Here is a 24,392-nt window from a genome sequence, read left to right on the forward strand (position 1 = left end):
GCACCTGTCGATTATTTAGAAATCATGAATAGTGATAGCAGTTTTAGCCGGTTTATCTTGTTTCTGTCGAGGGGAACAATGGCGACTCACATTTTCAAGGAGCTGAACTCATGCAAACACGTCAACTGGGCAAGAACGGACCGCAGGTGAGCGCCATCGGATTGGGCTGCATGGGCATGACCGATTTCTACACCACCGGCACCGATACTCGCGAAGCCACCGCGACCCTGCACCGGGCGCTGGAGTTGGGCATCAACCTGCTCGATACCGCCGACATGTACGGCCCGCACACCAATGAAGAACTGATCGGTAAAGCCATCGCCGGCAAGCGCGACCAAGTGTTCCTGGCCAGCAAGTTCGGCATCGTTCGCGATCCGGCCAACCCGACCGCACGTGGTGTCGACGGGAGCCCGGAATACATTCGCCAGTCCATCGACGGCACTCTCAAGCGCCTCGGCGTGGACACCCTGGACTTGTACTACCAACACCGGATCGATCCGCAAGTCGCCATTGAGGAAACCGTCGGCGCCATGGCCGAGCTGGTGAAGGCCGGCAAGGTGCGCTATCTGGGATTGAGCGAAGCCTCAGCGGCGACGCTGGAACGGGCGAACAAGGTGCATCCGATCAGCGCGCTGCAAAGTGAATATTCATTGTGGAGCCGAGATCAGGAAGACAACGGTTGCCTGGCCACGTGTCAGCGCCTGGGTATCGCGTTTGTGCCTTATAGCCCGTTGGGCCGCGGCTTTTTGACCGGAGCACTGAAAAGTCCGGACGACTTTGCCGCCGACGATTACCGTCGCTTCAGTCCGCGTTTTCAAGGGGAGAATTTCGCGAAAAACCTGCTGCTGGTGCAGCAAGTACAAGTGCTGGCCGCCGACAAGGGCGTGACTGCCGGGCAATTGGCGTTGGCCTGGGTGCTGGCGCAAGGCGAGTTCCTGATCCCGATTCCCGGGACCAAGCAGCGTAAATATCTGGAGGAAAATGTCGCGGCGCTGGAGGTGAAACTGAGCACCAGCGAGCTGCAAGCGCTGGAAGCGATCTTTCCGGCCCACGCCACGGCCGGCCTGCGTTACCCGGAAGCGGTGATGCAAATGCTCGACCGCTGATTGCGCGACTTCTGCCCCGCTCAGCGCAATGAGCGGGGCAGACAATCATTTGTCCTTTTTCTTGACCGTCGAGCCGTTACCTTCGCCGTAGGTTTTCAGGTTCTGCAGCACGTAAATAGCTTTCTTGAACTCAGGCACCAGGTAGTTGGCGTACTTGTTGCCCTTGAGGTTGTTGCTCTGGATCGAGTCCAGTTGCGTGGCGAAGTAGTCCAGCGCATTGAATTTGGCATCCGGATCGTTCGGGATACCAAACTTGTCGAATTTGTCGCCAGCGTTGAGCAAGGTCAGCGCGGTCACATCGCCGATGATGCCGTTCTGCTTGAGGAAGGTGCTCATGTTGCCCAATTGCTTGGCCGAGATGTTCGACGGATCGAAGCCCTTGACCTGTTTGAACAATTGCAAGCTATCCATTTTGGCCCGATCGAGGATCGTCGGGTTGGTGCCGACCATGGTCAGGATTTCCCGCACCTTGGCGCTCTGGGTCACCGGTTTCGCATTCTCCGAACCCTGGCGCACCAGCAGGCCCGATTTGGCAGTCCAGTTGCCGACCAGACCAATTGTCATGACCGTACTCCTTTCGACTGGAACATAGAAAATCCTTGTTTTGAGCGAGATGATTGCGGGGAAGTATCGGCGCGAAACGTTAGTACACCTATTAATATTTCGTCTTTTTACAAATTTCGTACATTTTCGATACATATCGCCAAAGGCCCGGTTTCATTGGCCTATATGAAATTTTTGTTCTTGGTCTAGCCGCTCTATCGATTGTCATTTATTACAGAATCATTCCGTTTGTAGCGGTCTCGACACTTGCCTGATCTTGACCGTCTGTCCCCCTGACTGATTTCTTGCACGCCCGTACTAAAGCTCGCCCCCGCCAGGCCGATAAGCCCTGGATAGCCCCACTTCCAGAACCCAAACAATAAAAACGCAGCACAAGGACCGGTCCCATGCCCGCATTCCGTACCATTCAGGCTCGCTACACGCTGTTTCTGGTCCTGTTCATCCTGCTGCTTTCGGTGCTCACGGTGGTGGGCATCAGCCAGTTGGTCGCGCCGAAACTGCGCCACACCGAAGAACAGGTGGCCCTCAACCGCATTGCTGAAGTCGCCGAGCAAATCCAGGGCGAACTGAACAAGGTCCAGGCCCAACAACGCAGCATCACCCAGACTATTCCCCTGCTCGACAGCGCCGCCATCGATACGGTGTTGCCCGGTTTGGTGGACCAGTACGGCGAGCTGAAAGTGTTCGGCGGCGGGATCTGGCCATTGCCTGGCCAGCGTGAAGCGGGCCGCAACAAGTTCAGCACCTTCTGGCACCGCGACAGCTCCGGCAAACTGGCGGTGAACACCTTCTGGAACAGTGACGCCGCACCTAACTATTACGACCAGACCTGGTACAAGGGCGGCATGGCCACCCCACGCGGCCAGTGCGCCTGGGCTGCAGCCTATAAAGATGACGCGAGTGCCGAACCGCGCACCAACTGCGCCATGGCCATCCAGAAAAATGGTGCGGCTTACGGCGTGTCGACCATCGACGTGACCCTGGGCTTCTTCAACGACCTGATCGCGCGCAAGGAAAAAGACCTCGGAGCCGAAATGCTGATCGTCGAGTCCGACGGCAAAATCATCAGCAACAGCTCGCGCATCAGCGGGCCGATCGTGTTGAAAAACATCAGCGAACTGGCTGGCAACTCGCCGTTCGCCAACCAGGTCAAGACTGGCCTGCAAAATCGCGACAAGGCCCAGCGGGTCGAATTCGACAACAACGGCGAAGCCAGCACCTTCTTCATGCGCCCGATCGAAGGCACGCCGTGGTACCTCGCCACCGCCCTGCCGACCAAGCTGATCACCGCCCAGCGTGACGATGTGCTGAACACCTTGAGCCTGTTGCAGATTCCGATGGTGATCCTGCTGGTGCTGTTGCAGATCTATGCGATCCGCCAGTTGATCCACCGCATGAAAATCCTCAAGACCAACATTGACGCGCTGTCCGCCGGCGACGCCGACCTGACCAAGCGCATCACTATCCGCGCCGAGGACGAACTGGGCGCCATCGGCCATTCGGTCAACGCCTTCATCATCTATTTGCAGAACATGATCGGCGAAGTGACCCAAGCCACCGGTGCCATGGCGTCGAGCCTGGACAACCTGCAACGCACCTCGGAGCACACCAGCCAGATCCTGGTGCGTCACGCTTCGGAAACCGATCAGACCGTTACCGCGATCACCGAAATGAGCTCCACCGCCGACAGCGTGGCGCAGAACGCGGCCGAAACCGCCTCGTTCACCCAGCGCGCCAGCGAACACGCGGATCGCTCGCGGGTAGTAGTCGGTGAAGCCTCCAGCAGTGTGGTGGCGTTGATCGAAGAAGTGGCCAGCGCCACGCATAAAGTCGAAAACATGCAGCAGGATGCGCAGCGGATTACCGAGATTCTCGGTGTGATTGGCGCGATTGCCGGGCAAACCAACCTGTTGGCGCTTAACGCTGCCATTGAAGCGGCACGCGCCGGTGAGCAGGGTCGTGGTTTTGCGGTGGTGGCCGATGAAGTCCGCGCCCTCGCCGCCCGGACCCAGGCCAGCACCTCGGAAATCAACGAAATGCTCAAGCGCCTGACTCAGGGTGTGAGCTCCTCGGTGGCCGCGATGGAAAACACTCAGGCCAGCTGCCAGTCCGCCGCCGATGCGACGGCGCGGGTGAACTCCGGCCTGGATGAAATGGCCGGCTCCGTCAGCCACATCAACAGCCTCAGCACGCAGATCGCCACCGCCGCCGAACAGCAAAGCGCAGTGACCGAAGAGATCAACCGCAGCATGGTGCAAATCCGCCACATGGTGGATGAACTGGTGAAAAGCGGTCACGCCAGCGAACTCAACACCCAGCAATTGCTGGAAGCGAACAGCCGGGTGAGCGCGATCATGGGACGGTTCAAAGTTCGCTAGACCATGTGTAGCAGCTGCCGAACGCAGCACTCGGTTCGTAGCAGCTGTCGAGGCACGAGGCTGCGTTCGGCTGCGAAGCAGTCGTGAAATCAGGCGACGCGGTCTTTCAGCAAGACCGTATACGTAGGCTTGGCGACTGCTCCGCAGCCGAACGCAGCCTCGTACCTCGGCAGCTGCTACATGAGAAATACCGTGAATCCAGGCGACGCGGTCTTTCAGCAAGACCGTGTACTCAGGCTTGACGACTGCTCCGCAGCCGAACGCAGCTTCGTGCCTCGGCAGCTCCCACAGGATCCGTGTCACTCTCGAATTACTTCGAAACACTCTCGCCCCGCGCGGTCGGTTAAAATCGTCAAAATGCGTCTTTTTTTGACCGCCACCCGAGTCGAGATCCTCCCATGCGAACCCACCTGCGTCTGGTCGCCCTGAGCGCCCTGTTCCTCTCCTCCCTGGCCCACGCCGCCGCGCCGATCCCCATCGAAGTCCACCGCGATGCCAACTGTGGCTGCTGCAAAAAATGGATCAGCCACCTGGAAGCCAACGGTTTCAAGGTTGAGGATCACGTCGAAGCCGACATGAGCCAGTTCAAGCAACAGCACGGCGTGCCACCGCGCCTGGCGTCGTGCCACACGGCGCTGATCAACGGCAAGTTCGTCGAAGGCCATGTGCCGGCCGAGCAAGTACTGGCCTTGAGCAAGCGTGACGATCTTCTGGGGGTCGCCGCGCCAGGCATGCCCATGGGTTCGCCGGGCATGGAAATGGACGGCATGAGCGACGCCTATCAAATCATCGGCCTGAAAAAAGACGGGACTGACACGGTGGTAGCGGACTACCCCGCCCATTGATGTCCGGCGCACTTATCGGGCTGTTTCTGGCGGCGTTCGGGGCCGCGACGTTATTGCCGTTGCAGTCCGAGGCGGTGCTGGTCGGGTTGTTGCTCAGTCATCGTGATTGGCTCTGGTCGCTGCTGGCGGTTGCGACGCTGGGCAATGTGCTTGGCTCGCTGGTGAACTGGTGGCTGGGTCGCGGCATCGAACGGTTTCGTGACCGGCGCTGGTTTCCAGTCAAGCCACGGCATCTGGAAACAGCGCGAAAACATTATCAGCGCTATGGTCACTGGTCATTGCTGCTCAGTTGGGTGCCGGTGATCGGTGATCCGCTGACCCTGGTCGCTGGCGTGATGCGCGAACCGCTGTGGCGATTTCTGTTGATCGTCAGCCTGGCCAAAGGCGCGCGTTATGCGGTGTTGGCTCTCGCAACCCTCGGCTGGATGAGTTAACCCTGTGGGAGCGAGCCTGCTCGCGAAAGCAGTGCATTAGTCAACATCAGTGTTGCCTGACACTCCCTCTTCGCGAGCAGGCTCACTCCCACATGGATTGCATCGGTTGTATTTAATCTCGCCCTAATCGCGCCCATCCAGCATCGACAAATTTCCCATGGAGTCCACCTATGTCCTCTCCCCGCTGGCTGCCCGGCCTGCTGTTGACCGCCGCCCTGCCGATGTTGGCTCACGCCGAAGGTCCGGAGTACGGCCCGGAGCTTCAGGGCTTCGAGTACCCCTACACGGTCAAGCACTTCGCCTTCCAGTCCCAGGGCAAATCCCTGCAAATGGGTTACATGGACGTCGCCGCCCATGGCAAGGCCAACGGGCGCAGCGTGGTGCTGATGCATGGCAAGAATTTCTGCGGCGCCACCTGGGACAGTTCGATCAAGGCCCTGAGCGAGGCCGGTTACCGGGTGATCGCGCCGGACCAGATCGGCTTCTGCACCTCCAGCAAACCGGACAACTATCAATACAGCTTCCAGCAACTGGCGACCAACACCCAGCAGTTGCTCAAGGCGCTGGGCATCCAGAAAGCCACGTTGCTCGGGCACTCCACCGGCGGCATGCTCGCCACCCGTTATGCGTTGCAGTACCCGGAGCAAGTCGAGCAACTGGCGCTGGTCAATCCCATCGGCCTGGAAGACTGGAAAGCCCTCGGAGTGCCCTATCGCACCGTTGATCAATGGTATCAACGCGAGCTGAAAGTCAGCGCCGACGGCATCCGCGAATACGAACGCAGCACCTATTACGCCGGGCACTGGAAGCCTGAGTTCGACCGTTGGGTCGACATGCTCGCGGGGCTCAGCAAAGGCCCCGGCAAGACTCAGGTGGCATGGAACTCGGCGCTGATCTACGACATGATCTTCACCCAACCGGTGTACTACGAGTTCAAGGACTTGAAGGTGCCGACGCTGTTGCTGATCGGCACCTCCGACACCACCGCCATCGGCAAGGACATCGCGCCACCGGCGGTGAAGGCGAAGATTGGTCACTATGAAGTGCTCGGCAAGCAGGTTGCCCAGCTCATACCACAATCGACGCTGATCGAATTTCCTGGCCTGGGCCATGCCCCCCAGATGGAAGAACCGGCAAAATTCCACCAGGCCTTGCTTGGCTGGCTGACTCAATACAACCCTGTTCGCGGATGAGGTAAGGCTGATGGCAGTGCAGATTGCGGTGATCGATGACTGGCAGGACGTGGCCAGCGGCGTGGTGGACTGGTCGGTGCTGGAAAGCATTGGCCAAGTGAGTTTTCTGCATGACTACCCGGCGGACAACGACACGCTGGCCGAGCGTCTGGGCGGGTTCGAAGTGATTTGCGTGATGCGCGAACGCACACGGTTCGACGCAGACCTGCTGCGCCGTTTGCCGAAACTCAAACTGCTGGTCACCGGCGGCATGCGCAACGCAGCCCTGGACTTTAAAGCCGCCGCCGCGCTGGGCATCCAGGTCAGCGGCACCGACAGCTACAAACACGCCGCCCCGGAGCTGACCTGGGCGCTGATCATGGCCGCCACCCGCAATCTGGTGGCCGAAGCCAATGCGTTGCGCGCCGGTCAATGGCAACAAAGCCTGGGCGGTGACTTGCATGGCAAGACCCTGGCGATCCTCGGCCTGGGCAGCATCGGCCAGCGTGTCGCGCAGTTTGGTCAGGTGTTCGGCATGCGGGTAATCGCCTGGAGCGAAAACCTCACTGCCGAACGCGCCGCTGCAGTGGGCGTTAGCTATGTCAGCAAGCAGGAACTGTTCGAACAGGCCGACGTGCTGTCGGTGCATCTGGTGCTCAGCGAGCGCAGTCGCGGGATCGTCGACGCCCAGGCGCTGGACTGGATGAAACCCACTGCCCTGTTGGTCAACACGGCTCGTGGGCCGATTGTCGATGAAGCGGCGCTGATCAAGGCATTGCAGAAGAATCGCCTGGCGGGCGCGGCGCTGGATGTGTTCGACGAGGAGCCGTTGCCCGAGCTGCATCCGTTCCGCACGCTGGACAATGTGCTGGCCACGCCGCATGTCGGGTATGTCAGCCGACAGAATTATCAGCAGTTCTTTTCGCAGATGATCGAAGACATCCAGGCTTGGGCGGCGGGAGCGCCGGTTCGGTTGCTCACCTGAGACCGCGTTATCGTTCTTCGCGAGCAAGCCCGCTCCCACAGGGATTTCTGGTGACCACATATTTTGTGTACACCCCAATCCACTGTGGGAGCGGGCTTGCTCGCGAAGAGGCCCTCCGCAACACCACCCCTCCTCAAACATTGCGCACCACAACAGTGCAAAACCCCTTCCGCCCTCGCACACCCATGTGACTCCCACGTGACATTTTGGCCCGTCATTTCAAAAAAACATGCCCTTCGTCGGTGCGTTTGCCCTCCGTATTTGCACGTCCGTACCTCTTTAAACCGATTGTCGAACAATTTTGCCATTTGGTCCGTGGCGCTCTAAGTTCTGGCCTAGACTGATTTTCGCAGGCTGAAACCGGTCGGTCACAAAGCGGGAAAAAACTCGAAACTTTTACCTGTTGTGCAGAGTCCTCTCTAAGACAGGTGCGTTCCGACTGGTGCAATCCTTGCAACAGCCCTATCACCCTTTGTGCTTTAGCGTATCGGGCAGCCATTGCTCCTTGATGCGTAGCGCGTTTGCGCCCGGCCACAGGATTTGGCCACGAACACCGTTTGTGCCAGGCCTAGAATTAGATCAACAACACGGGAGATTCATATGATCAGTGCGGCTTTAGATATTCAGGGAGAACGTGCTCATCAGCAGGTCGGCGAATCGAGCGCCGTGAATGCCCCGAGCAGCAAGACAGTCAGCGTCCCCGGCACCAAGACGCTGGCACCGGTCGCCAGTCAGAACCCCAACCGCAAAAAAGTCCTGTTTGTGACATCGGAAATCGCCGACCTGGTGAAGACCGGCGGTCTGGGCGACGTTTCTGCAGCGCTGCCGCGAGCCATGGCTCATCTGCACGATGTTCGTGTGCTGATCCCCGGTTATCCGCAAGTGCTGCACAGCGAAAATCCGATCCACATCATTGGCGAGCTCGGCGGTCATGCCGCATTGCCGCCCTGCAAGATCGGGCGCATGGACATGCCGGATGGCCTGGTCATTTACGTGTTGATCTGCCCCGAACTCTACGAGCGCGAAGGTTCGCCCTACGGCGCCAACAACGGTCGCGACTGGCCGGACAACCATATTCGTTTCGCCCGCCTGGGCCTGGCCGCTGCCGATATCGCCGCCAACCTCGCACAAATCCACTGGTGCCCGGACCTGGTGCACGCCCATGACTGGCCAGCGGGCCTGGCCCCTGCCTACATGCACTGGCGTGGGCAGCGCACCCCGACTCTATTCACCATCCATAACCTTGCCTATCAAGGCGTGACCAGTCTCGGCTCTTGCCCGGAGCTGGGCATTCCAATGCACGCGCTGCAACAGGAAGGCATGGAGTTCTACGGCAAGATGTCGTTCCTCAAGGCCGGCATGGCTTATTCGAGCCACATCACCACGGTCAGCGCCACGTACGCCCAGGAAATCACCACCCCGGACTTCGGCTGCGGCCTCGACGGCTTCCTCGCCGCCAAGACCCAGCAAGGCCTGCTCAGCGGGATTCCCAACGGCATCGACGAGAGCTGGGACGCGGCCACCGACCCGCACCTGTTCTGCCCGTTCACCATTGGTGACTGGGACGGTAAAGCGGTCAACGCCGCCCACGTCCGTGAACTGTTCGGCCTCGAAGATTCCGAAGGCCCGCTGTTTGCCGTGGTCTCGCGACTGGTCTATCAGAAAGGCCTGGACCTCACCGAAGCCGTGGCGGACTACATCGTCGAGCACGGCGGCCAGATTGCAATCATCGGCCGTGGCGAGCCGGAAGAAGAACAAGCCATGCGTGAACTGGCCCTGCGTTTCCCAGGCCAGGTCGGCGTGCGTATCGGCTTCAACGAAACCGACGCCCGTCGCATGTTCGCCGGCAGTGATTTCCTGCTGATGCCTTCGCGTTACGAACCTTGCGGCCTGAGCCAGATGTACGCCCAGCGCTTCGGCTCGTTGCCGGTGGCACGCAATACCGGCGGCCTGGCCGACACCATTGAAAACGGTGTGACCGGTTTCCTGTTCGACGAATCCACCGTCGAAAGCTACCGCGAAGCCCTGAGCCGCGCGTTCAAGGTCTTCGCTTTCCCCGATCTGCTTAACGCAATGCGCTGCCGCGCGATGGCCGCACCGTTCAACTGGTGCAAGGCCGTCGAACCCTACGCCGAACTCTACGAAAAACTGGTGGGCAAAGCCTTGGGCAAATCGGGCCACAAATAACTCAGAGGCTTTCAACAATGCCGTTACGGACCCTTGAGACCTGGCCCCACGGCGCAATCATGCTGGACGCTGAACACACGCGTTTTGCCTTGTGGGCGCCAGATGCGTTAAACGTCAGTCTCGAACTGGATGATGGACAATCAATACCGCTACTGCCCCAGGCCGACGGCTGGTTTGTGATCAAGACCCGCTGCCCGGCCGGCACGCGATACCGCTACAACATCGACGCCGAACTGCAAGTGCCGGACCCGGCCTCCCGCGCCCAGGCCGGGGACCTCGACCGCCACAGCGTGGTGGTCGATCCTCTCGCCTACCACTGGCAAAACAACGCCTGGCAAGGGCGGCCGTGGAATGAAGCGGTGATCTACGAATTGCACGTCGGTGCCCTCGGCGGTTTCAGCGAAGTCGAGCAGCACCTGGCGCGCCTGGTCGAACTGGGCATCACCGCCATCGAACTGATGCCGCTGGCGCAATTTCCCGGCGAGCGCAATTGGGGCTACGACGGGGTCCTGCCCTACGCGCCCCAAGCCTCCTACGGTTCTCCCGAACAACTCAAGCATCTGATCGACACCGCCCACGGCCATGGCTTGGCGGTGATTCTCGACGTGGTCTACAACCACTTCGGCCCCGACGGCAATTACCTGCATCACTACGCCAAAGGCTTCTTTCGCGAAGACAAACATACGCCGTGGGGCGCGGCCATCGACTTCCGCCGCCGCGAGGTGCGGGAGTTTTTTATTGAAAACGCCTTGATGTGGTTGCTGGAATACCGTTTCGACGGTCTGCGCCTGGACGCGGTGCACGCCATCGAAGACCCGGACTTCCTCCAGGAATTGGCGCAGCGAGTGCGCGAGCAGACTGCGCCGGGCCGCCACATCTGGCTGAATGTGGAAAACGAACACAACCAGGCCAGCCTGCTGGAACAAGGTTTCGATGCGCAGTGGAACGACGACGCCCATAACGCCCTGCACGTGCTGCTGACCGGTGAAACCGACGCCTACTACGCCGACTACGCCGAGAACCCCACCGAACAACTGGCGCGCTGCCTGAGCGAAGGTTTCGTGTTCCAGGGCCACATCAATCGTCACGGTGAGGCGCGGGGCGAACCCAGCGGCCACTTGCCGCCAAGTGCTTTCGTGCTGTTTCTGCAGAACCACGACCAGATCGGCAATCGCGCCTTTGGCGAGCGCCTGCATCAACTGGCGCCGACCGACGCGCTGAAAGCGGCGACTGCGCTGCTGCTGTTGTCGCCGATGATCCCGCTGATGTTCATGGGTGACGAGTTTGCCGCCGAACAACCGTTCCTGTTCTTCACCAGCCACCACGGTGAACTGGCGGAACTGGTGCGCGAAGGTCGGCGTAACGAGTTCAAGGCCTTTAGCGCGTTCAAGGATCCGCACAAACGCGAAAAGATCCCCGACCCGAACGCGCCAAAAACCTTCGAAGCGTCGCAGCCAAAACCTGCCGGCGAGCCGGCGCAGCAAGCGATTCACGAGCTGTATCGGCAACTGCTGAAACTGCGTCATGAGCACATCATCCCGCACCTGACCGGCGCCCGCGCGCTGGGGGCCGAGGTGCTGGCCGACGGCGCGGTGAGCGCTCGCTGGCGGCTCGGCAACGGCAACCTGCTGCGCATTGACCTGAACCTCAGCGACGCGCCTGTGGTCCACCCTCCACAGGCCGATGCTTCGCTGTTGTTCGAACACCCTCCCGCGTCCGGCCTGTTGAACCAGAGCAGCCTCGCCCCTTTTTGCGTGCTCGTCAGCCTCACGGCTGCAAACCCTTTGCTACCTGATGGAGAGCGCCTATGAGCGATGCGCAACTGGAAATACTGGCCAGCCGTGCTGGCCTGGCAGTCGATTGGATCGACGCCAACGGACGCCCACAGAAAGTCGCCCCGGCCGTGCTGCGCGCAGTCCTGATCGGCCTTGGCCATCCGGCCGGCACGACTCAGGAAATCGACGCCAGCCTGCTGCAATTGCAGCAAGTGCAACAAACCCGCCACCTGCCGCCGCTGATCACCGCGGACGTGGGCAAGGGCCTCGACCTGGCCCGTTATTTCGAGCCGCAAACCCCGTGCGAAGTGCACCTCGAAGACGGCTCGCGCCTGAACCTGAAACTGGATGCCAATGCGATCCTGCCGGGCTTGATCCCGGTCGGCTATCAACACGTCAGCATCGACGGCCAGTCCTTCACGCTGGCCGTGGCCCCCGAGCGCTGCTACAGCGTTGGCGATGCGGTCGACAGTCCGATCCCGCGCACCTGGGGTTTGAGCGTGCAGCTGTATTCGCTGCGACGCCCCGGTGACGGTGGCTTTGGCGATACTCAGGCCCTCGAAGACCTGGCCCGCGTGGCCGGTGAACGCGGCGCCGAAGCGCTGGCGATCAGTCCGATGCACGCGATGTTCAGCAGCGACACCCATCGCTACAGCCCGTATTCGCCGTCCAGCCGCTTGTTCCTCAACAGCCTCTACGCCGCGCCGGGTGCGATTCTTGGCGAACGCGCCTTGCGCGATGCGATTGATGCCACCGGGCTGGCCGAACAACTGCAAGAACTTGAAGCCCTGCCGCTGATCAATTGGCCGGTGGCCGCCGAAGCCAAACATCGGCTGTTGCAGGCGCTCTACGAAGGCTTTGTCCAGGGCGAACATCCCTTGCATGAAGACTTCAGCAGCTTCCGGCATGCCGGCGGTGAAGCGCTGGAAAACCATTGTCGTTTCGAAGCCATCCAGGAAGCCCGCGCCGCTCGCGGTGAAGACCTGGACTGGCGTCACTGGCCGGAACAATGGCAAGACCCGCGCAGCGCCGCCCTCGCCGACTTCGCCGAAGAAAACGCCGGACGCATCGGCTTCTTTGCCTTCTGCCAATGGCTGATCGACCGTTGCCTGGCCCGCGCGCAAAGCGCAGCGCTCGGTGCAGGCATGAGCATCGGCTTGGTAGCCGATCTCGCAGTCGGCGCCGATGGCGGTGGCAGCCAGGCCTGGAGTCGCCAGGACGAATTGCTCGCGTCCCTGACCGTCGGTGCGCCACCGGACATCCTTAACCGTTCCGGTCAGGGCTGGGGCATTTCGGCGTTTTCCCCGGAAGGTCTGGTGCGCAACGGCTTCCGCGCATTCATCGAAATGCTGCGGGCCAACTTCGCCCATGCCGGCGGCCTGCGCATCGACCATGTGATGGGCCTGCAACGCTTGTGGGTGATCCCCAACGATGCACCGCCAGCCGATGGCGCGTACCTGTATTACCCGGTGGACGACATGCTGCGTTTGCTGGCCCTCGAATCCCATCGACATCAAGCGATTGTGCTCGGTGAAGACCTCGGCACCGTGGCCGACGGCCTGCGGGAAAAATTGATCGCTCGTTCGATCCTCGGCATGCGTGTGTTGCTGTTTGAACAAGACAACAGCCACTTTAAGTCGACGCTCGAATGGCCGGACAACGCGCTGGCGACCACCAGCACCCATGACTTGCCTACGCTCAACGGCTGGTGGCATGGCCACGATATCGACTGGAATGCCCGGCTCGGGTTGGTCGACGCGAACGGCGAGATCGAGTGGCGCCATCACCGTGAACGCGAGCGCGAAGGCCTGCGTCGGGTGTTGAGCGAGGACCCGCAGAACTTCCGCGAAGAGTCCCATGAAACCGATCAGGTACTCGACGCAGCGATCCGCTTCCTCGGCCATACCCGCGCGCCGCTGGTGTTGCTGCCGATGGAAGATGCCCTGGGCATCGAACAGCAAGCCAACCTGCCCGGCACCATCGACACGCACCCTAACTGGTCACGGCGTTTGCCCGGTGACAGTGAAGCGTTGCTGGATGACCCGGACGCGGCCCGACGCCTTGAACTGCTCGCCTGTGCGCGACTCCAGGCGGCCGAGCGTGACCAATGAACCAGGCCTTGATCCAACCGCTGCGGGCGACCCTGCGGCTGCAATTTCATAAAGGTTTTACCCTCGACGATGCGGTGCCGCTGGTGCCGTACTTCGCCAGCCTGGGTATCAGCCATGTCTACGCGTCGCCGCTGCTCAGCGCCCGCGCCGGTTCGATGCACGGCTACGACGTGGTCGACCCGACCACGGTCAACCCGGAACTCGGCGGCGAAGCGGCACTGCGCCGTCTGGTCGATGCGTTGCGCCAGCAGAAGATGGGGCTGATCCTCGACATCGTCTCCAACCACATGGCGGTCGGCGGTGGCGATAACCCTTGGTGGCTGGACTTGCTGGAATGGGGACGCCTGAGTCCTTACGGCGAGTTTTTCGACATCCAGTGGCATTCCCCCGACCCGCTGATGGAAGGCCAGTTGCTGCTGCCGTTTCTGGGCAGCGACTACGGCGTGGCGTTGCAGGACGGCACCCTGCCCCTGCGCTTCGATGCCGAACACGGCGCGTTTTATGTCGAGCACTACGATCATCACTTTCCGATCTGCCCGACCGGCTACGGTGATTTGCTCAAGCCTGACGATCAACTGAATGCCGAACAAACCGAGCAACTGAAGTTTCTCGCCGATCGTTTTGCAGCCCTGAGCTACCAGACCGATGCCCATAGCCTGGCGATTCCCCTGCAAGAGGAATTGCGCGAGTTGGCCAGCGACCCGGCCATGCTGCACGCCATCCAACAGCACATCAGCACTTATGACTCGCTGACAACAGAAGGCTTCCAAAACCTGCACAACCTGCTGGAGCGCCAGAGTTATCGGCTGGCCAGTTGGCGCACGGCGGCGGACGACATCAACTGGCGGCGCTTCTTCGATGTGAATGAACTCGGCGGCCTGCGGGTTGAACGCCCGGCAGTCTTCGAGGAAACCCACGCGAAGATCTTCGAACTGATTTCCGAAGGCCTGGTGGACGGCTTGCGCATCGACCATATCGACGGCCTCGCCGACCCACGCGGTTATTGCCGCAAACTGCGGCGTCGGGTCGATAGCCTGTCACCGCAGCGGCACCTGCCGATCTACGTCGAGAAGATCCTCGGCGAAGGTGAAACCCTGCACCGTGACTGGTCGGTGGATGGCACCACCGGTTATGAATTCATGAATCAATTGTCGTTGCTGCAACACGATCCCGCCGGCGCCGAAACCCTCGGTGAACTGTGGAGTCGCCATAGCGAACGGCCCGCCGAATTCATCCAGGAAGCGCAACTGGCGCGCCAGCAGATCCTCAACGGTTCGCTGGCCGGGGATTTCGAAAGCGTCGCCCAGGCCCTGCTGCAAGTGGCCCGGGATGACGTGATGACCCGCGACCTGACCCTCGGCGCGATCCGCCGGGCATTGCAGGAACTGATCGTGCACTTCCCGGTGTACCGCACCTACATCAGCCCGCGTGGTCGCTCGGCCGAAGACGATGTGTTTTTCCAGCAAGCCATGGACGGTGCACGGCAGACCTTGGGCGAGGCCGACTGGCCGGTGCTCGATTGCATCGCTGGCTGGCTCGGTGGCGAACCCTGGCGTAAACGCCCGGTGGGCCGCCAGCGCAAGATCCTCAAACATGCTTGCGTGCGCTTCCAGCAATTGACGTCACCGGCGGCGGCCAAGGCCGTCGAAGACACCGCGTTCTATCGTTCGGCGGTGTTGCTGTCGCGCAATGACGTGGGCTTCAGCACCGAACAGTTCAGCGCGCCGGTCAGCGATTTCCACGACGCTTGCCTGCAACGCCTGGAAGCGTTTCCCAACAACCTGCTGGCCACCGCGACCCACGATCACAAGCGTGGCGAAGACACCCGGGCGCGTCTCGCGGTGTTGAGCGAGCGCAGCGGCTGGTACGCCGAACAGGTCGAACACTGGCGAAACCTGGCGCGCGAACTGCGCACCGACGACAGCTCGCCCTCGGCCGGCGATGAGTTGATCCTCTATCAAGCGATCCTCGGCAGTTGGCCGCTGGAACTGCGTAGCGATGATCAACCGGCGCTGGAGGATTACGCCAAACGCCTGTGGCAGTGGCAGCAAAAAGCCCTGCGCGAAGCCAAGTTGCAAAGCAGCTGGAGCGCGCCGAACGACGCTTACGAACAGGCCACCGAAGCCTTTCTCAATCGCTTGCTGCTGAGCCCCGAAGGTCAGCCGTTGCGTTCGGCCCTGGGTGAAGCGGCACAGGCGATTGCTGCGCCCGGCGCGCTGAATGGTTTGGCGCAAACCTTGCTGCGCATGACTGTGCCGGGGGTGCCGGATCTGTATCAGGGCAACGACTTCTGGGACTTTACCCTGGTCGATCCGGACAACCGCCGGCCGGTGGATTACGCCGCTCGACAACAGGCTTTGCAGGCCCCACTCGACCTGTCCGGGCTGTTGGCGAACTGGCGTGACGGGCGCATCAAACAACGGCTGGTCGCCCATACGTTGAACCGTCGGGCCGAGTACGCCGAGCTGTTTCGCCAAGGGACCTATACGGCCCTTGAAGTGCTCGGCAGCGAGGCTCATCGCGTGTTGGCGTTCATGCGTTCGCTGGAAGGCCAACGCGCCATCGTGATCGTGCCGATACGCTGTGCCGGGTTGCTGGAAAACAGTGCCGCGCCTCAGGTGGACGCGCTGCGATGGGGCGATACGCGGGTCAAATTACCGTTCACCACCCCGAACGAAAACCTGAAGGGACTTTTTTCAAACGCCGCAGTCACAAAAAACATGGAGCTGGAAATCAGCGCCGCGCTGGGGGACTTCCCGGTCAATCTCTTTATCCAAACTATCGACACTTGAGTTCAGTTCAGGAGCATTGCGATGAGTACCGAAGATAAACGCGTTCGCGAATTTGCCTATCAAATCTGGGAGTCGGAAGGGAAACCCGAAGGCCAGGAAGAGCGCCACTGGGAGATGGCGCGCAAGCTGGCCGAAGCCGAAGCCCTGGCGCCGAAAAAATCGCCGAAAGCTGCCGGCAGCAAGGCTGCTGCGGCCAAACCGGCTGCCGCCAAGGCTGACAGCAAACTCAACGGTCAGGCCGATGGCAAGGCTGCGGCGTCCAAAGCCAAGGCCAAACCTGCTGCGGCCGCCAAAGTAACCCCGCCGGGTGAAAAGGCTCCCGAGAAAAAACCACGCGCCGCGAAAAAACCGCCAACGGTTTAACGCTTCACGCCTTGTCCTGATTGATCTCGTGGCGAGTTCGCTCGCCACTGTGGGCGCACTCGCCCGGAATAAAGAGAACGCTGCAGTCCTTGTGGGAGCGGGCTTGCTCGCGAAAGCGGTGTGTCATTCAGCATCGATGTTGATTGACCCACCGCTTTCGCGAGCAAGCCCGCTCCCACAGGGTCCGCCCCTGACTGATCCGCCACACCCGAATTCGTACCCCTATTTTGCAGGAGCATTTATGACCAATCCAAAAAAAGCCGCGCCAGAACCTCAAGCCGAGGCCTCGCGAATTCGTGAAGGCTTGCCCTTCCCGCTGGGCGCGACCTGGGATGGTTTGGGGGTTAACTTCGCACTGTTTTCCGCCAACGCCACCAAGGTTGAACTGTGCATCTTCGACGACGCCGGCGAAGTTGAACTGGAACGTATCGAATTGCCGGAATACACCGACGAGATCTACCACGGCTACCTGCCCGACGCCCATCCGGGGCTGATCTACGGCTACCGTGTCTACGGTGCCTACGACCCGGCCAACGGCCATCGCTTCAACCACAACAAACTGCTGATCGACCCGTACGCCAAGCAATTGGTTGGCGAGTTGAAATGGTCCGAAGCGCTGTTCGGCTACACCATCGGCCACCCTGACGCCGACCTCAGTTTCGATGAGCGCGACAGCGCGCCGTTCGTGCCGAAATGCAAAGTCATTGACCCGGCGCACACCTGGGGCAATGACCATCGGGTCAGCGTGCCGTGGGACAAGACGATCATTTATGAGACTCACGTGCGCGGCATCAGCATGCGTCACCCTTCCGTCCCCGAGAATCTGCGTGGCACTTTCGGCGGGTTGATGGTCGACGACGTACTCGAACACATCCGCAAGCTCGGCGTGTCATCCGTTGAATTGCTGCCGATCCACGCCTTCGTCAATGACCAGCATCTGCTGCATAAAGGCATGACCAATTACTGGGGCTACAACAGCATCGCCTTCTTCGCCCCGGACCCGCGCTACCTGGCCAGCGGCAAGATCGCCGAGTTCAAGGAGATGGTCGCGCACCTACACGAAGCCAATCTGGAAGTGATCCTCGACGTGGTCTACAACCACACCGCCGAGGGCAACGAACAAGGTCCGACCCTGTCGATGCGCGGTATCGACAACGCCTCCTACTACCGCTTGATGCCTGATGACAAACGCTACTACATCAACGATTCCGGCACCGGCAACACCCTGGATTTGAGTCACCCGTGCGTACTGCAAATGGTCACCGACTCGTTGCGCTACTGGGCCACGGAAATGCACGTGGACGGTTTCCGCTTCGACCTCGCGACCATTCTCGGGCGCTACCACGACGGTTTCGACGAACGCCACAGCTTCCTCGTTGCCTGCCGCCAGGATCCGGTGTTGCGCCAGGTGAAAATGATCGCCGAACCTTGGGATTGCGGCCCCGGTGGTTATCAGGTCGGTGGCTTCCCGCCGGGCTGGGTCGAGTGGAACGACAAGTTCCGCGACACCGTGCGTGCCTTCTGGAAAGGCGATGACAACCAACTGGCGGATTTTGCCAGCCGCATGACCGCGTCCGGCGAGATGTTCAACCAGCGTGGACGCCGGCCGTATGCCTCGGTGAACTTCATCACCGCCCACGACGGTTTCACGCTCAACGACCTGGTGTCGTACAACGACAAGCACAACGAAGCCAACGACGAAAACAACCAGGACGGCAGCAACAACAACCTGTCTTGGAACCACGGTGTCGAAGGCCCGACCGACGATCCCGAGATCAACGAACTGCGTCAGCGCCAGATGCGCAACTTCTTCGCCACGCTGCTGCTGTCCCAGGGCACGCCGATGCTGGTCGCCGGTGACGAGTTCGCCCGGACCCAGGATGGCAACAACAACGCCTACTGCCAGGACAGCGACATCGGCTGGGTCAATTGGGACCTCAGCGAAGACGGCAAGGCGCTGCTCAAGTTCGTCAAACGCCTGATCAAGTTGCGTCTGGCCTATCCGATCCTGCGTCGCGGACGCTTCCTGGTCGGTAATTACAACGAGGACATTGGCGTCAAGGATGTCACCTGGCTGGCCCCGGACGGCAGCGAGATGAGCACCGAACAATGGCAGGAAGCCCACGGTCGTTGCCTGGGCATGCTGCTTGACGGCCGCGCCCAGGAAACCGGGATCCGCCGCAAGGGTGGCGATGCGACGTTGCTGCTGGTGGTCAACGCCCACCACGACATCGTCAATTTCACGTTGCCGGAAGTCCCGGACGGCGGTCACTGGACCTGCATGATCGACACCAACCAGCCGTCGATTCGCGGTCAGGAACGCTTCGAGTTCGGTCACGAATACTCGGTCACCGGCCGCTCGCTGCTGCTGTTCGAATTGCAGCATGAGGAAGAAGAGTGAAATGGACCTTCAGACGTTTCTGCAACAGCAATCCACGGACTGCGCCGATACACAGGCGCTAGGCCGTTGCCTGCGGGCGTTGGTGGAGGCTGGTCTCGACCAGCTTCCGCTGCCCGGCAGTGGCGAGACGCTGGAACGCTTCCAGCGCCTGGCCGAGGTCGGTGGCCACGACCTCGGGTTGTGCAAATTGTACGAAGGGCATACCGATGCGCTGGCGATCATCCAGCAACTCGGTGGCTCACCGACTCCCGCCAGCACTTGGGGCATGTGGGCCGCCGAACCGCCGCAAGCCAAGGTTCGGGTCAGCCCTTCGGGGCACATGGTGTTGCTCAATGGACGCAAGGCTTGGTGCTCCGGCGCGGCGGTACTCAGCCATGCCTTGCTCACCGCTTGGGATGATCAGGACCGCCAGCAACTGGTGGCGGTCGCGCTGGATCAGCCGGGGGTGAACGTCACCGCTGACGGCTGGCATGCGGTGGGCATGGGCGCCACCGGTAGCGTCGAAGTGTTGTTCGAAGGTGCGGAAGCCCAAGCCATCGGCAACCCCGGCGACTATTTGCAACGGCCAGGTTTCTGGCAAGGCGGGATCGGGATTGCCGCGTGCTGGTACGGCGCGGCGCAGAGCATCGCCGAGCGCTTGCGCCGTCACTGCGCGCAACGTCCGGAATCGCATGCCCTGGCCCATCTCGGCGCGGTGGACAGTGCCTTGCATGCAGCGGCGCAAGTGTTGCGGGTCAGTGCCATGACCATCGACACCACACCGCTGGAAGACGCCGAACTGCTCGCCCGGCGCGCTCGTGCAGTGGTCGAGCACAGCGCCGAACTCGTCATCCAGCACGTCGGCCATGCCCTCGGTGCCGGGCCTTATTGCAAGGATCGACAGTTCGCCCGATTGATCGCTGATTTGCCGGTGTTCCTGCGCCAAAGCCACGCTGAACGGGACCTCGCCGCCCTCGGCGAACAGGTGGTCAACGGAGGGTGGACGCTATGAAAGCCAACCCCATCGTCGGCCAGGGCACGCCACTGCATCTGTGGCAAACCTCCCAACAACTGGCGCAATTGCCGGTGATCGACATTCTGGAGCTGGTGCCCGAAGGCTCACGCGCCGTGATCATCGCCCCGCACCCGGATGACGAAGTGCTCGGCTGCGGCGGCTTTCTGCAACTGCTCGCCGACGCTGGCCGGGCGTTGCAGCTGATCTCGGTCACCGACGGCAGTGCCAGTCACCCCGGCTCCCGGCGCTGGCCCGTAGAACGTTTGAGCGCGGTGCGGCCGCAGGAATCCGCCGAAGCCCTGCGCCGGCTCGGTTTGCCGCTGCACAGCCTGAAATGGCTGCGCGGCGGTTTTGCCGACAGCCAGGTGGCCGCGCGGGAAGCCGAGTTGAGCGCATTCATCGAACGTCACTTGCGACCCGACGACGTGGTCTTCACCACCTGGCGCGAGGACGGCCATTGCGACCACGAAGCCGTGGGCCGGGCCAGTGCCGACGCGGCCAATCGGGTCGGCGCGACGTTGCATGAACTGCCTGTGTGGACCTGGCACTGGGCAACCCCGGAAGACAGCTTTGTACCCTGGGAGCGCGCACGCAAGATTCTGCTCGACCCGCACCTGGTCGCCCGCAAGCGTCACGCCATCCATGCTTTCGCCAGTCAGTTAGAAGGTGATCCGCAAGTCGGTCTGCCGCCCGTGCTCGCGCCCTATGTATTGGATCGGTTGCTGCAACCGTTTGAAGTGGTGTTTCTATGAGTGTCGAGGATCGTTATTTCGACGGGTTGTTCTCGGGCAACGACGACCCTTGGGCGTTTCGCCAACGCTGGTACGAACAGCGCAAACGCGCGATCACCCTCGCCGCCCTGCCCCGGCCGCATTACCGTTCTATCTTCGAACCCGGTTGCGCCAACGGAGAGCTGAGCGCCGAGCTGGCCAGCCGCTGCGACCGTCTGCTGTGTTGCGACACCGCAGCCGCCGCCGTCGCACTGGCCCGTACACGCCTGAGCCTGTTCGACCACGCCGAAGTCCGCCAAAGTCGCTTGCCGGGCGAGTGGCCCGAAGAGAAATTCGACCTGATTGTCATCAGCGAGATCGGCTACTACCTGGACGCCGACGACCTCAAACGCCTGATCGTCCTGGCCGAACAATCGCTGACCGCCGATGGCCAACTGCTCGCCTGCCACTGGCGCCCGCCCATTGACGGCTGCCCGCTGAACGCCCGCCAGGTCCATGACCTGCTCCACGAACACTTGCACTTGCCGCGCCTGGTCCTGCATCAGGAAGCGGATTTTCTGTTGGAACTCTGGAGCCGAGAACCCCGCTCCGTGGCGGCTCTGGAGGGCTTGCGATGATTGGAATCCTGATCCCGGCGCACAACGAAGAAGACTTGCTCGAACCCTGCATCCGCGCAGCCCTGCGCGCCGGTTGCCATGAGAGGCTGGAGGGCGAACCGGTGATGGTGCTGGTGGTGCTCGACAGTTGCACCGACCGCTCGGCGCAGATAGTCGCGCAATACCCGGTGCACAGCCTGGAGATCGAAGCCCGCAATGTCGGGGAAGCCCGGGCCGCCGGAGCGCGTTATCTGCTGGAACAGGGCGCGCGCTGGATTTCCTGTTCGGATGCCGACAGCCTGGTGTCGAAAGACTGGCTGGTGGCGCAATTGGCGTTGGGCGCCGATGCGGTGTGCGGCACGGTCACGGTGGATCAGTGGCACGCCGATTTCGACGAGTCGGCACAGATTCGCTATCACCAGCATTACCAGGCACGGGACGGTCACCGTCATATCCACGGCGCAAACCTGGGCATCAGCGCCGAGGCGTATCAGCGCGCCGGCGGCTTCGAACCGCTGGCCTGCGATGAGGATGTGCAACTGGTGCGACAGCTGGAACTCTGTGGCGCGAATATCGCCTGGAGCCACCAGCCACAGGTGCTGACCAGCGCGCGCCTGGACAGCCGGGCCCGGGGTGGCTTCGGCGATTTTTTGCGGAACATGGTGCAAGTCGAGTAAAAAAAACCGGATCAGATGCAACAGTGAGGCGACGAATACCGTTGTATGAGCAATACTCTTGTTCGCTGCAATCCAGGGTTCGGAGCGCGGCACATTGCTATCAACCAGCCTTCACGGGTCTGCCAGGCTTGAAATCAAGCAACGCATGACTGAGGGCGAGACACAACAAGGACGTAACCCATGAAACCGGTTTACCTCAACGAAAGTACCCTGCCTTCACAGATCTGGAACAACGCGCCGCAACTCGACAATATCCCGGTGATCAACACCCAGACCCTGGTTCCCGAAGGCGCTCGCGCCGTGCTGATCGCGCCCCATCCCGGCGATGAAGTGGTGATGTGCGGCGGTTTGCTGCAGCTGTTATCCACCCTCGGCCACCCCTTGCAATTGATCTCGATTACCGACGGCAGCGCCAGCCATCCGGGCTCGCAGCAGTGGTCGGAGAAACGCCTGAGCGTGTTCCGCCCCCAGGAAAGTGTCGAAGCTTTACGCCGTCTCGGTTTGCCGATGCACAGCCTGAAATGGATTCGTGGGGGGTTCGCCGATAACGCCTTGGCTGAGCGCGAACAACAATTGAGCCACTACATCGCGCGCTACCTGCGGCCGGGAGACGTGGTGTTCAGCACCTGGAGTGAAGACGGCATCGATGACCATGATGCGGTTGGCCGGGCTGCCGCCAGGGCGGCGGCGATTGTCGGTGTGACGTACCACGAAATCCCGGTCTGGGCCTGGCACTGGCCGATGCGCGAGCAAGGGCAGATCCCATGGCACCGGGCGCGCAAGGTCCGTCTGGACACCTGGACCATCGCGCGCAAAAGCCACGCCACCCACGCCTACGCCAGCCAGCTCGACGGCGAACCCGCCATCGGCATCGCCCCGCTACTGCCCAGGGCGCTACTGGAGCGGATCCGATTGCCGTATGAAATCGTGTTTGTCTGAGAGCGCTATTCTCAAAACAACGATGTACCCCTGTGGGAGCGAGCTTGCTCGCGATAGCGGTGTATCAGTCACTATCAATATCGACTGGCATACCGCTATCGCGAGCAAGCTCGCTCCCACAATTGACTCGCGGTGGACACAGGTTTTATGTACGACCTAAATCCCCTGTGGGAGCGGGCTTGCTCGCGAAGGGGCCGGCACATTCACCCTCAACGCTGACTGACACTCCGTCTTCGCGAGCAAGCCCGCTCCCACAATAGACTCGTGGTGGACACAGGTTTTATGTACGACTTCAATCCCCTGTGGGAGCGGGCTTGCTCGCGAAGGGGCCGGCACATTCACCATCAACGGTGACTGACACACCGTCTTCGCGAGCAAGCCCGCTCCCACAGGGGATCTGCGATGGCTGCTTTATCCACGTTATCCCGGCAATCGGGCTGAACTGACCGCTTGCGCATCAGTCGCATTACTTGAGCAGCCCTGATTTAGAGGAGCCAACGTGACCAGCGATTCGCTTAAATCCGTGCCACTGAACACCCCCACGGCGATTCATCGACTGCGAGTGCTGACGGTCAATACCCATAAAGGCTTTACCGCGCTCAACCGGCGTTTCATCCTGCCGGAGCTGCGCGAGGCGGTGCGCAGTACCTCGGCGGACCTGGTGTTTCTGCAGGAAGTGGTCGGCGAACACGAGCGGCACTCTTCCCGCTACAACGAATGGCCGCAGATGTCGCAATACGAATTTCTTGCCGACAGCATGTGGAGTGATTTCGCCTACGGCCGCAACGCGGTGTACCCCGACGGTCACCACGGCAATGCGCTGCTGTCGAAGTATCCGATTCGTGAATTCCGTAACCTCGACGTTTCGATCACCGGCCCCGAGCGCCGTGGCTTGCTGCACTGTGTGCTGGACGTGCCGGGGCATGCCGAAGTGCATGCGATCTGCGTGCACCTGAGCCTGCTCGAAAGCCATCGCCAGTTACAGTTGCAGTTGCTCTGTCAATTGCTCGAATCCCTGCCCGACGATGCACCGGTGATCATCGCCGGTGATTTCAACGACTGGCAGTTGCAGGGCAATGCCGCCCTCGCCCGGCGCGATTATCTGCATGAAGCCTTCGAACGCCATCACGGCCGCCCCGCGAAGACCTACCCGGCGCGCTTCCCCCTGTTGCGCCTGGACCGGATCTACCTGCGCAATGCCAGCAGCCATAACCCCCGCATACTTGGTAACAAGCCCTGGACACATCTGTCGGACCATTTGCCGTTGGCGGTTGAAGTGCATCTGTGATCAGCCACACGGTCTGACTGATCAACGCTCACCCTCCACCTGTCATGTCTGACA

At 61.2% G+C, this 24,392-nt stretch carries 19 protein-coding genes; 18 read left to right on the top strand and 1 reads right to left on the bottom strand.

The features are described from left to right. The first annotated feature begins 110 nt into the window (after positions 1-110). Positions 111-1,106: an aldo/keto reductase gene (locus NK667_RS12240; protein ID WP_054614891.1), complete on the top strand. Its 996-nt coding sequence runs from the start codon at positions 111-113 to the stop codon at positions 1,104-1,106. A 45-nt stretch (positions 1,107-1,151) separates the two neighbouring features. Here the strand turns inward: NK667_RS12240 and NK667_RS12245 are convergent, their stop codons facing one another. Continuing rightward, positions 1,152-1,670: a hypothetical protein gene (locus NK667_RS12245; protein ID WP_054046415.1), complete on the bottom strand. Its 519-nt coding sequence runs from the start codon at positions 1,668-1,670 to the stop codon at positions 1,152-1,154. Between the two features lie 386 nt (positions 1,671-2,056). Here NK667_RS12245 and NK667_RS12250 point away from each other — a divergent pair, with 386 nt between their 5' ends. From NK667_RS12250 to NK667_RS12330, 17 genes are all read left to right on the top strand, one after another. Continuing rightward, positions 2,057-4,048: a methyl-accepting chemotaxis protein gene (locus tag NK667_RS12250; RefSeq protein ID WP_054614892.1), complete on the top strand. Its 1,992-nt coding sequence runs from the start codon at positions 2,057-2,059 to the stop codon at positions 4,046-4,048. 398 nt (positions 4,049-4,446) lie between these two features. Further along, positions 4,447-4,893 (top strand): DUF411 domain-containing protein, encoded by a 447-nt coding sequence (locus NK667_RS12255; protein ID WP_054046418.1) that lies wholly within the window; start codon positions 4,447-4,449, stop codon positions 4,891-4,893. Further along, positions 4,893-5,327, top strand: a complete 435-nt coding sequence (locus NK667_RS12260; protein ID WP_054614893.1) for a YqaA family protein — start codon at positions 4,893-4,895, stop codon at positions 5,325-5,327. The genes NK667_RS12255 and NK667_RS12260 overlap by 1 nt, the downstream gene beginning before the upstream one ends. A 170-nt stretch (positions 5,328-5,497) precedes the next feature. After that, positions 5,498-6,520: an alpha/beta fold hydrolase gene (locus NK667_RS12265; RefSeq protein WP_054046423.1), complete on the top strand. Its 1,023-nt coding sequence runs from the start codon at positions 5,498-5,500 to the stop codon at positions 6,518-6,520. Between the two features lie 10 nt (positions 6,521-6,530). Next, entirely contained in the window at positions 6,531-7,484 is a 954-nt protein-coding gene (locus NK667_RS12270) for a D-2-hydroxyacid dehydrogenase family protein (RefSeq protein ID WP_054614894.1), read from the top strand. 600 nt (positions 7,485-8,084) lie between these two features. Beyond that, positions 8,085-9,671, top strand: a complete 1,587-nt coding sequence (glgA, locus tag NK667_RS12275) for a glycogen synthase GlgA (protein ID WP_054614895.1) — start codon at positions 8,085-8,087, stop codon at positions 9,669-9,671. A gap of 17 nt (positions 9,672-9,688) precedes the next feature. Further along, positions 9,689-11,482: a malto-oligosyltrehalose trehalohydrolase gene (treZ, locus tag NK667_RS12280; RefSeq protein WP_054614896.1), complete on the top strand. Its 1,794-nt coding sequence runs from the start codon at positions 9,689-9,691 to the stop codon at positions 11,480-11,482. Further along, complete coding sequence (gene malQ, locus NK667_RS12285; RefSeq protein ID WP_054614897.1) at positions 11,479-13,557, top strand: 4-alpha-glucanotransferase; 2,079 nt, start codon at positions 11,479-11,481, stop codon at positions 13,555-13,557. The genes treZ and malQ overlap by 4 nt, the downstream gene beginning before the upstream one ends. After that, positions 13,554-16,349 carry a malto-oligosyltrehalose synthase gene (locus NK667_RS12290; protein ID WP_054614898.1) on the top strand — a complete coding sequence of 932 codons (2,796 nt, stop codon included), beginning with the start codon at positions 13,554-13,556 and terminating at the stop codon, positions 16,347-16,349. The genes malQ and NK667_RS12290 overlap by 4 nt, the downstream gene beginning before the upstream one ends. Before the next feature lie 21 nt (positions 16,350-16,370). Beyond that, complete coding sequence (locus NK667_RS12295) at positions 16,371-16,712, top strand: DUF2934 domain-containing protein (RefSeq protein ID WP_054046434.1); 342 nt, start codon at positions 16,371-16,373, stop codon at positions 16,710-16,712. 241 nt (positions 16,713-16,953) lie between these two features. Next, the gene (glgX, locus tag NK667_RS12300) at positions 16,954-19,113 is read left to right on the top strand and encodes a glycogen debranching protein GlgX (protein ID WP_054046436.1); all 2,160 of its coding nucleotides are present in this window, start codon (positions 16,954-16,956) and stop codon (positions 19,111-19,113) included. 1 nt (position 19,114) lies between these two features. Beyond that, positions 19,115-20,104 carry an acyl-CoA dehydrogenase family protein gene (locus NK667_RS12305; protein WP_054614899.1) on the top strand — a complete coding sequence of 330 codons (990 nt, stop codon included), beginning with the start codon at positions 19,115-19,117 and terminating at the stop codon, positions 20,102-20,104. Then, on the top strand, positions 20,101-20,859 hold the full coding sequence (locus tag NK667_RS12310; RefSeq protein ID WP_054614900.1) for a PIG-L deacetylase family protein: 759 nt from the start codon (positions 20,101-20,103) through the stop codon (positions 20,857-20,859). Before NK667_RS12305 ends, NK667_RS12310 begins: the two co-directional genes overlap by 4 nt. Further along, on the top strand, positions 20,856-21,455 hold the full coding sequence (locus NK667_RS12315) for an SAM-dependent methyltransferase (protein WP_054614901.1): 600 nt from the start codon (positions 20,856-20,858) through the stop codon (positions 21,453-21,455). Before NK667_RS12310 ends, NK667_RS12315 begins: the two co-directional genes overlap by 4 nt. Then, the gene (locus NK667_RS12320) at positions 21,452-22,111 is read left to right on the top strand and encodes a glycosyltransferase family 2 protein (RefSeq protein WP_054046443.1); all 660 of its coding nucleotides are present in this window, start codon (positions 21,452-21,454) and stop codon (positions 22,109-22,111) included. The genes NK667_RS12315 and NK667_RS12320 overlap by 4 nt, the downstream gene beginning before the upstream one ends. A gap of 180 nt (positions 22,112-22,291) precedes the next feature. Then, complete coding sequence (locus tag NK667_RS12325) at positions 22,292-23,050, top strand: PIG-L deacetylase family protein (RefSeq protein ID WP_054614902.1); 759 nt, start codon at positions 22,292-22,294, stop codon at positions 23,048-23,050. Positions 23,051-23,549: 499 nt separating this feature from the next. Then, positions 23,550-24,338, top strand: coding sequence for an endonuclease/exonuclease/phosphatase family protein (locus NK667_RS12330; RefSeq protein ID WP_054614903.1), 789 nt, complete (start codon positions 23,550-23,552; stop codon positions 24,336-24,338). The last annotated feature ends 54 nt before the right edge of the window (positions 24,339-24,392 follow it).

Origin of the sequence: Pseudomonas nunensis, assembly GCF_024296925.1 — a bacterium.
GTDB classification, from domain to species: Bacteria; Pseudomonadota; Gammaproteobacteria; order Pseudomonadales; family Pseudomonadaceae; genus Aquipseudomonas; species Aquipseudomonas nunensis.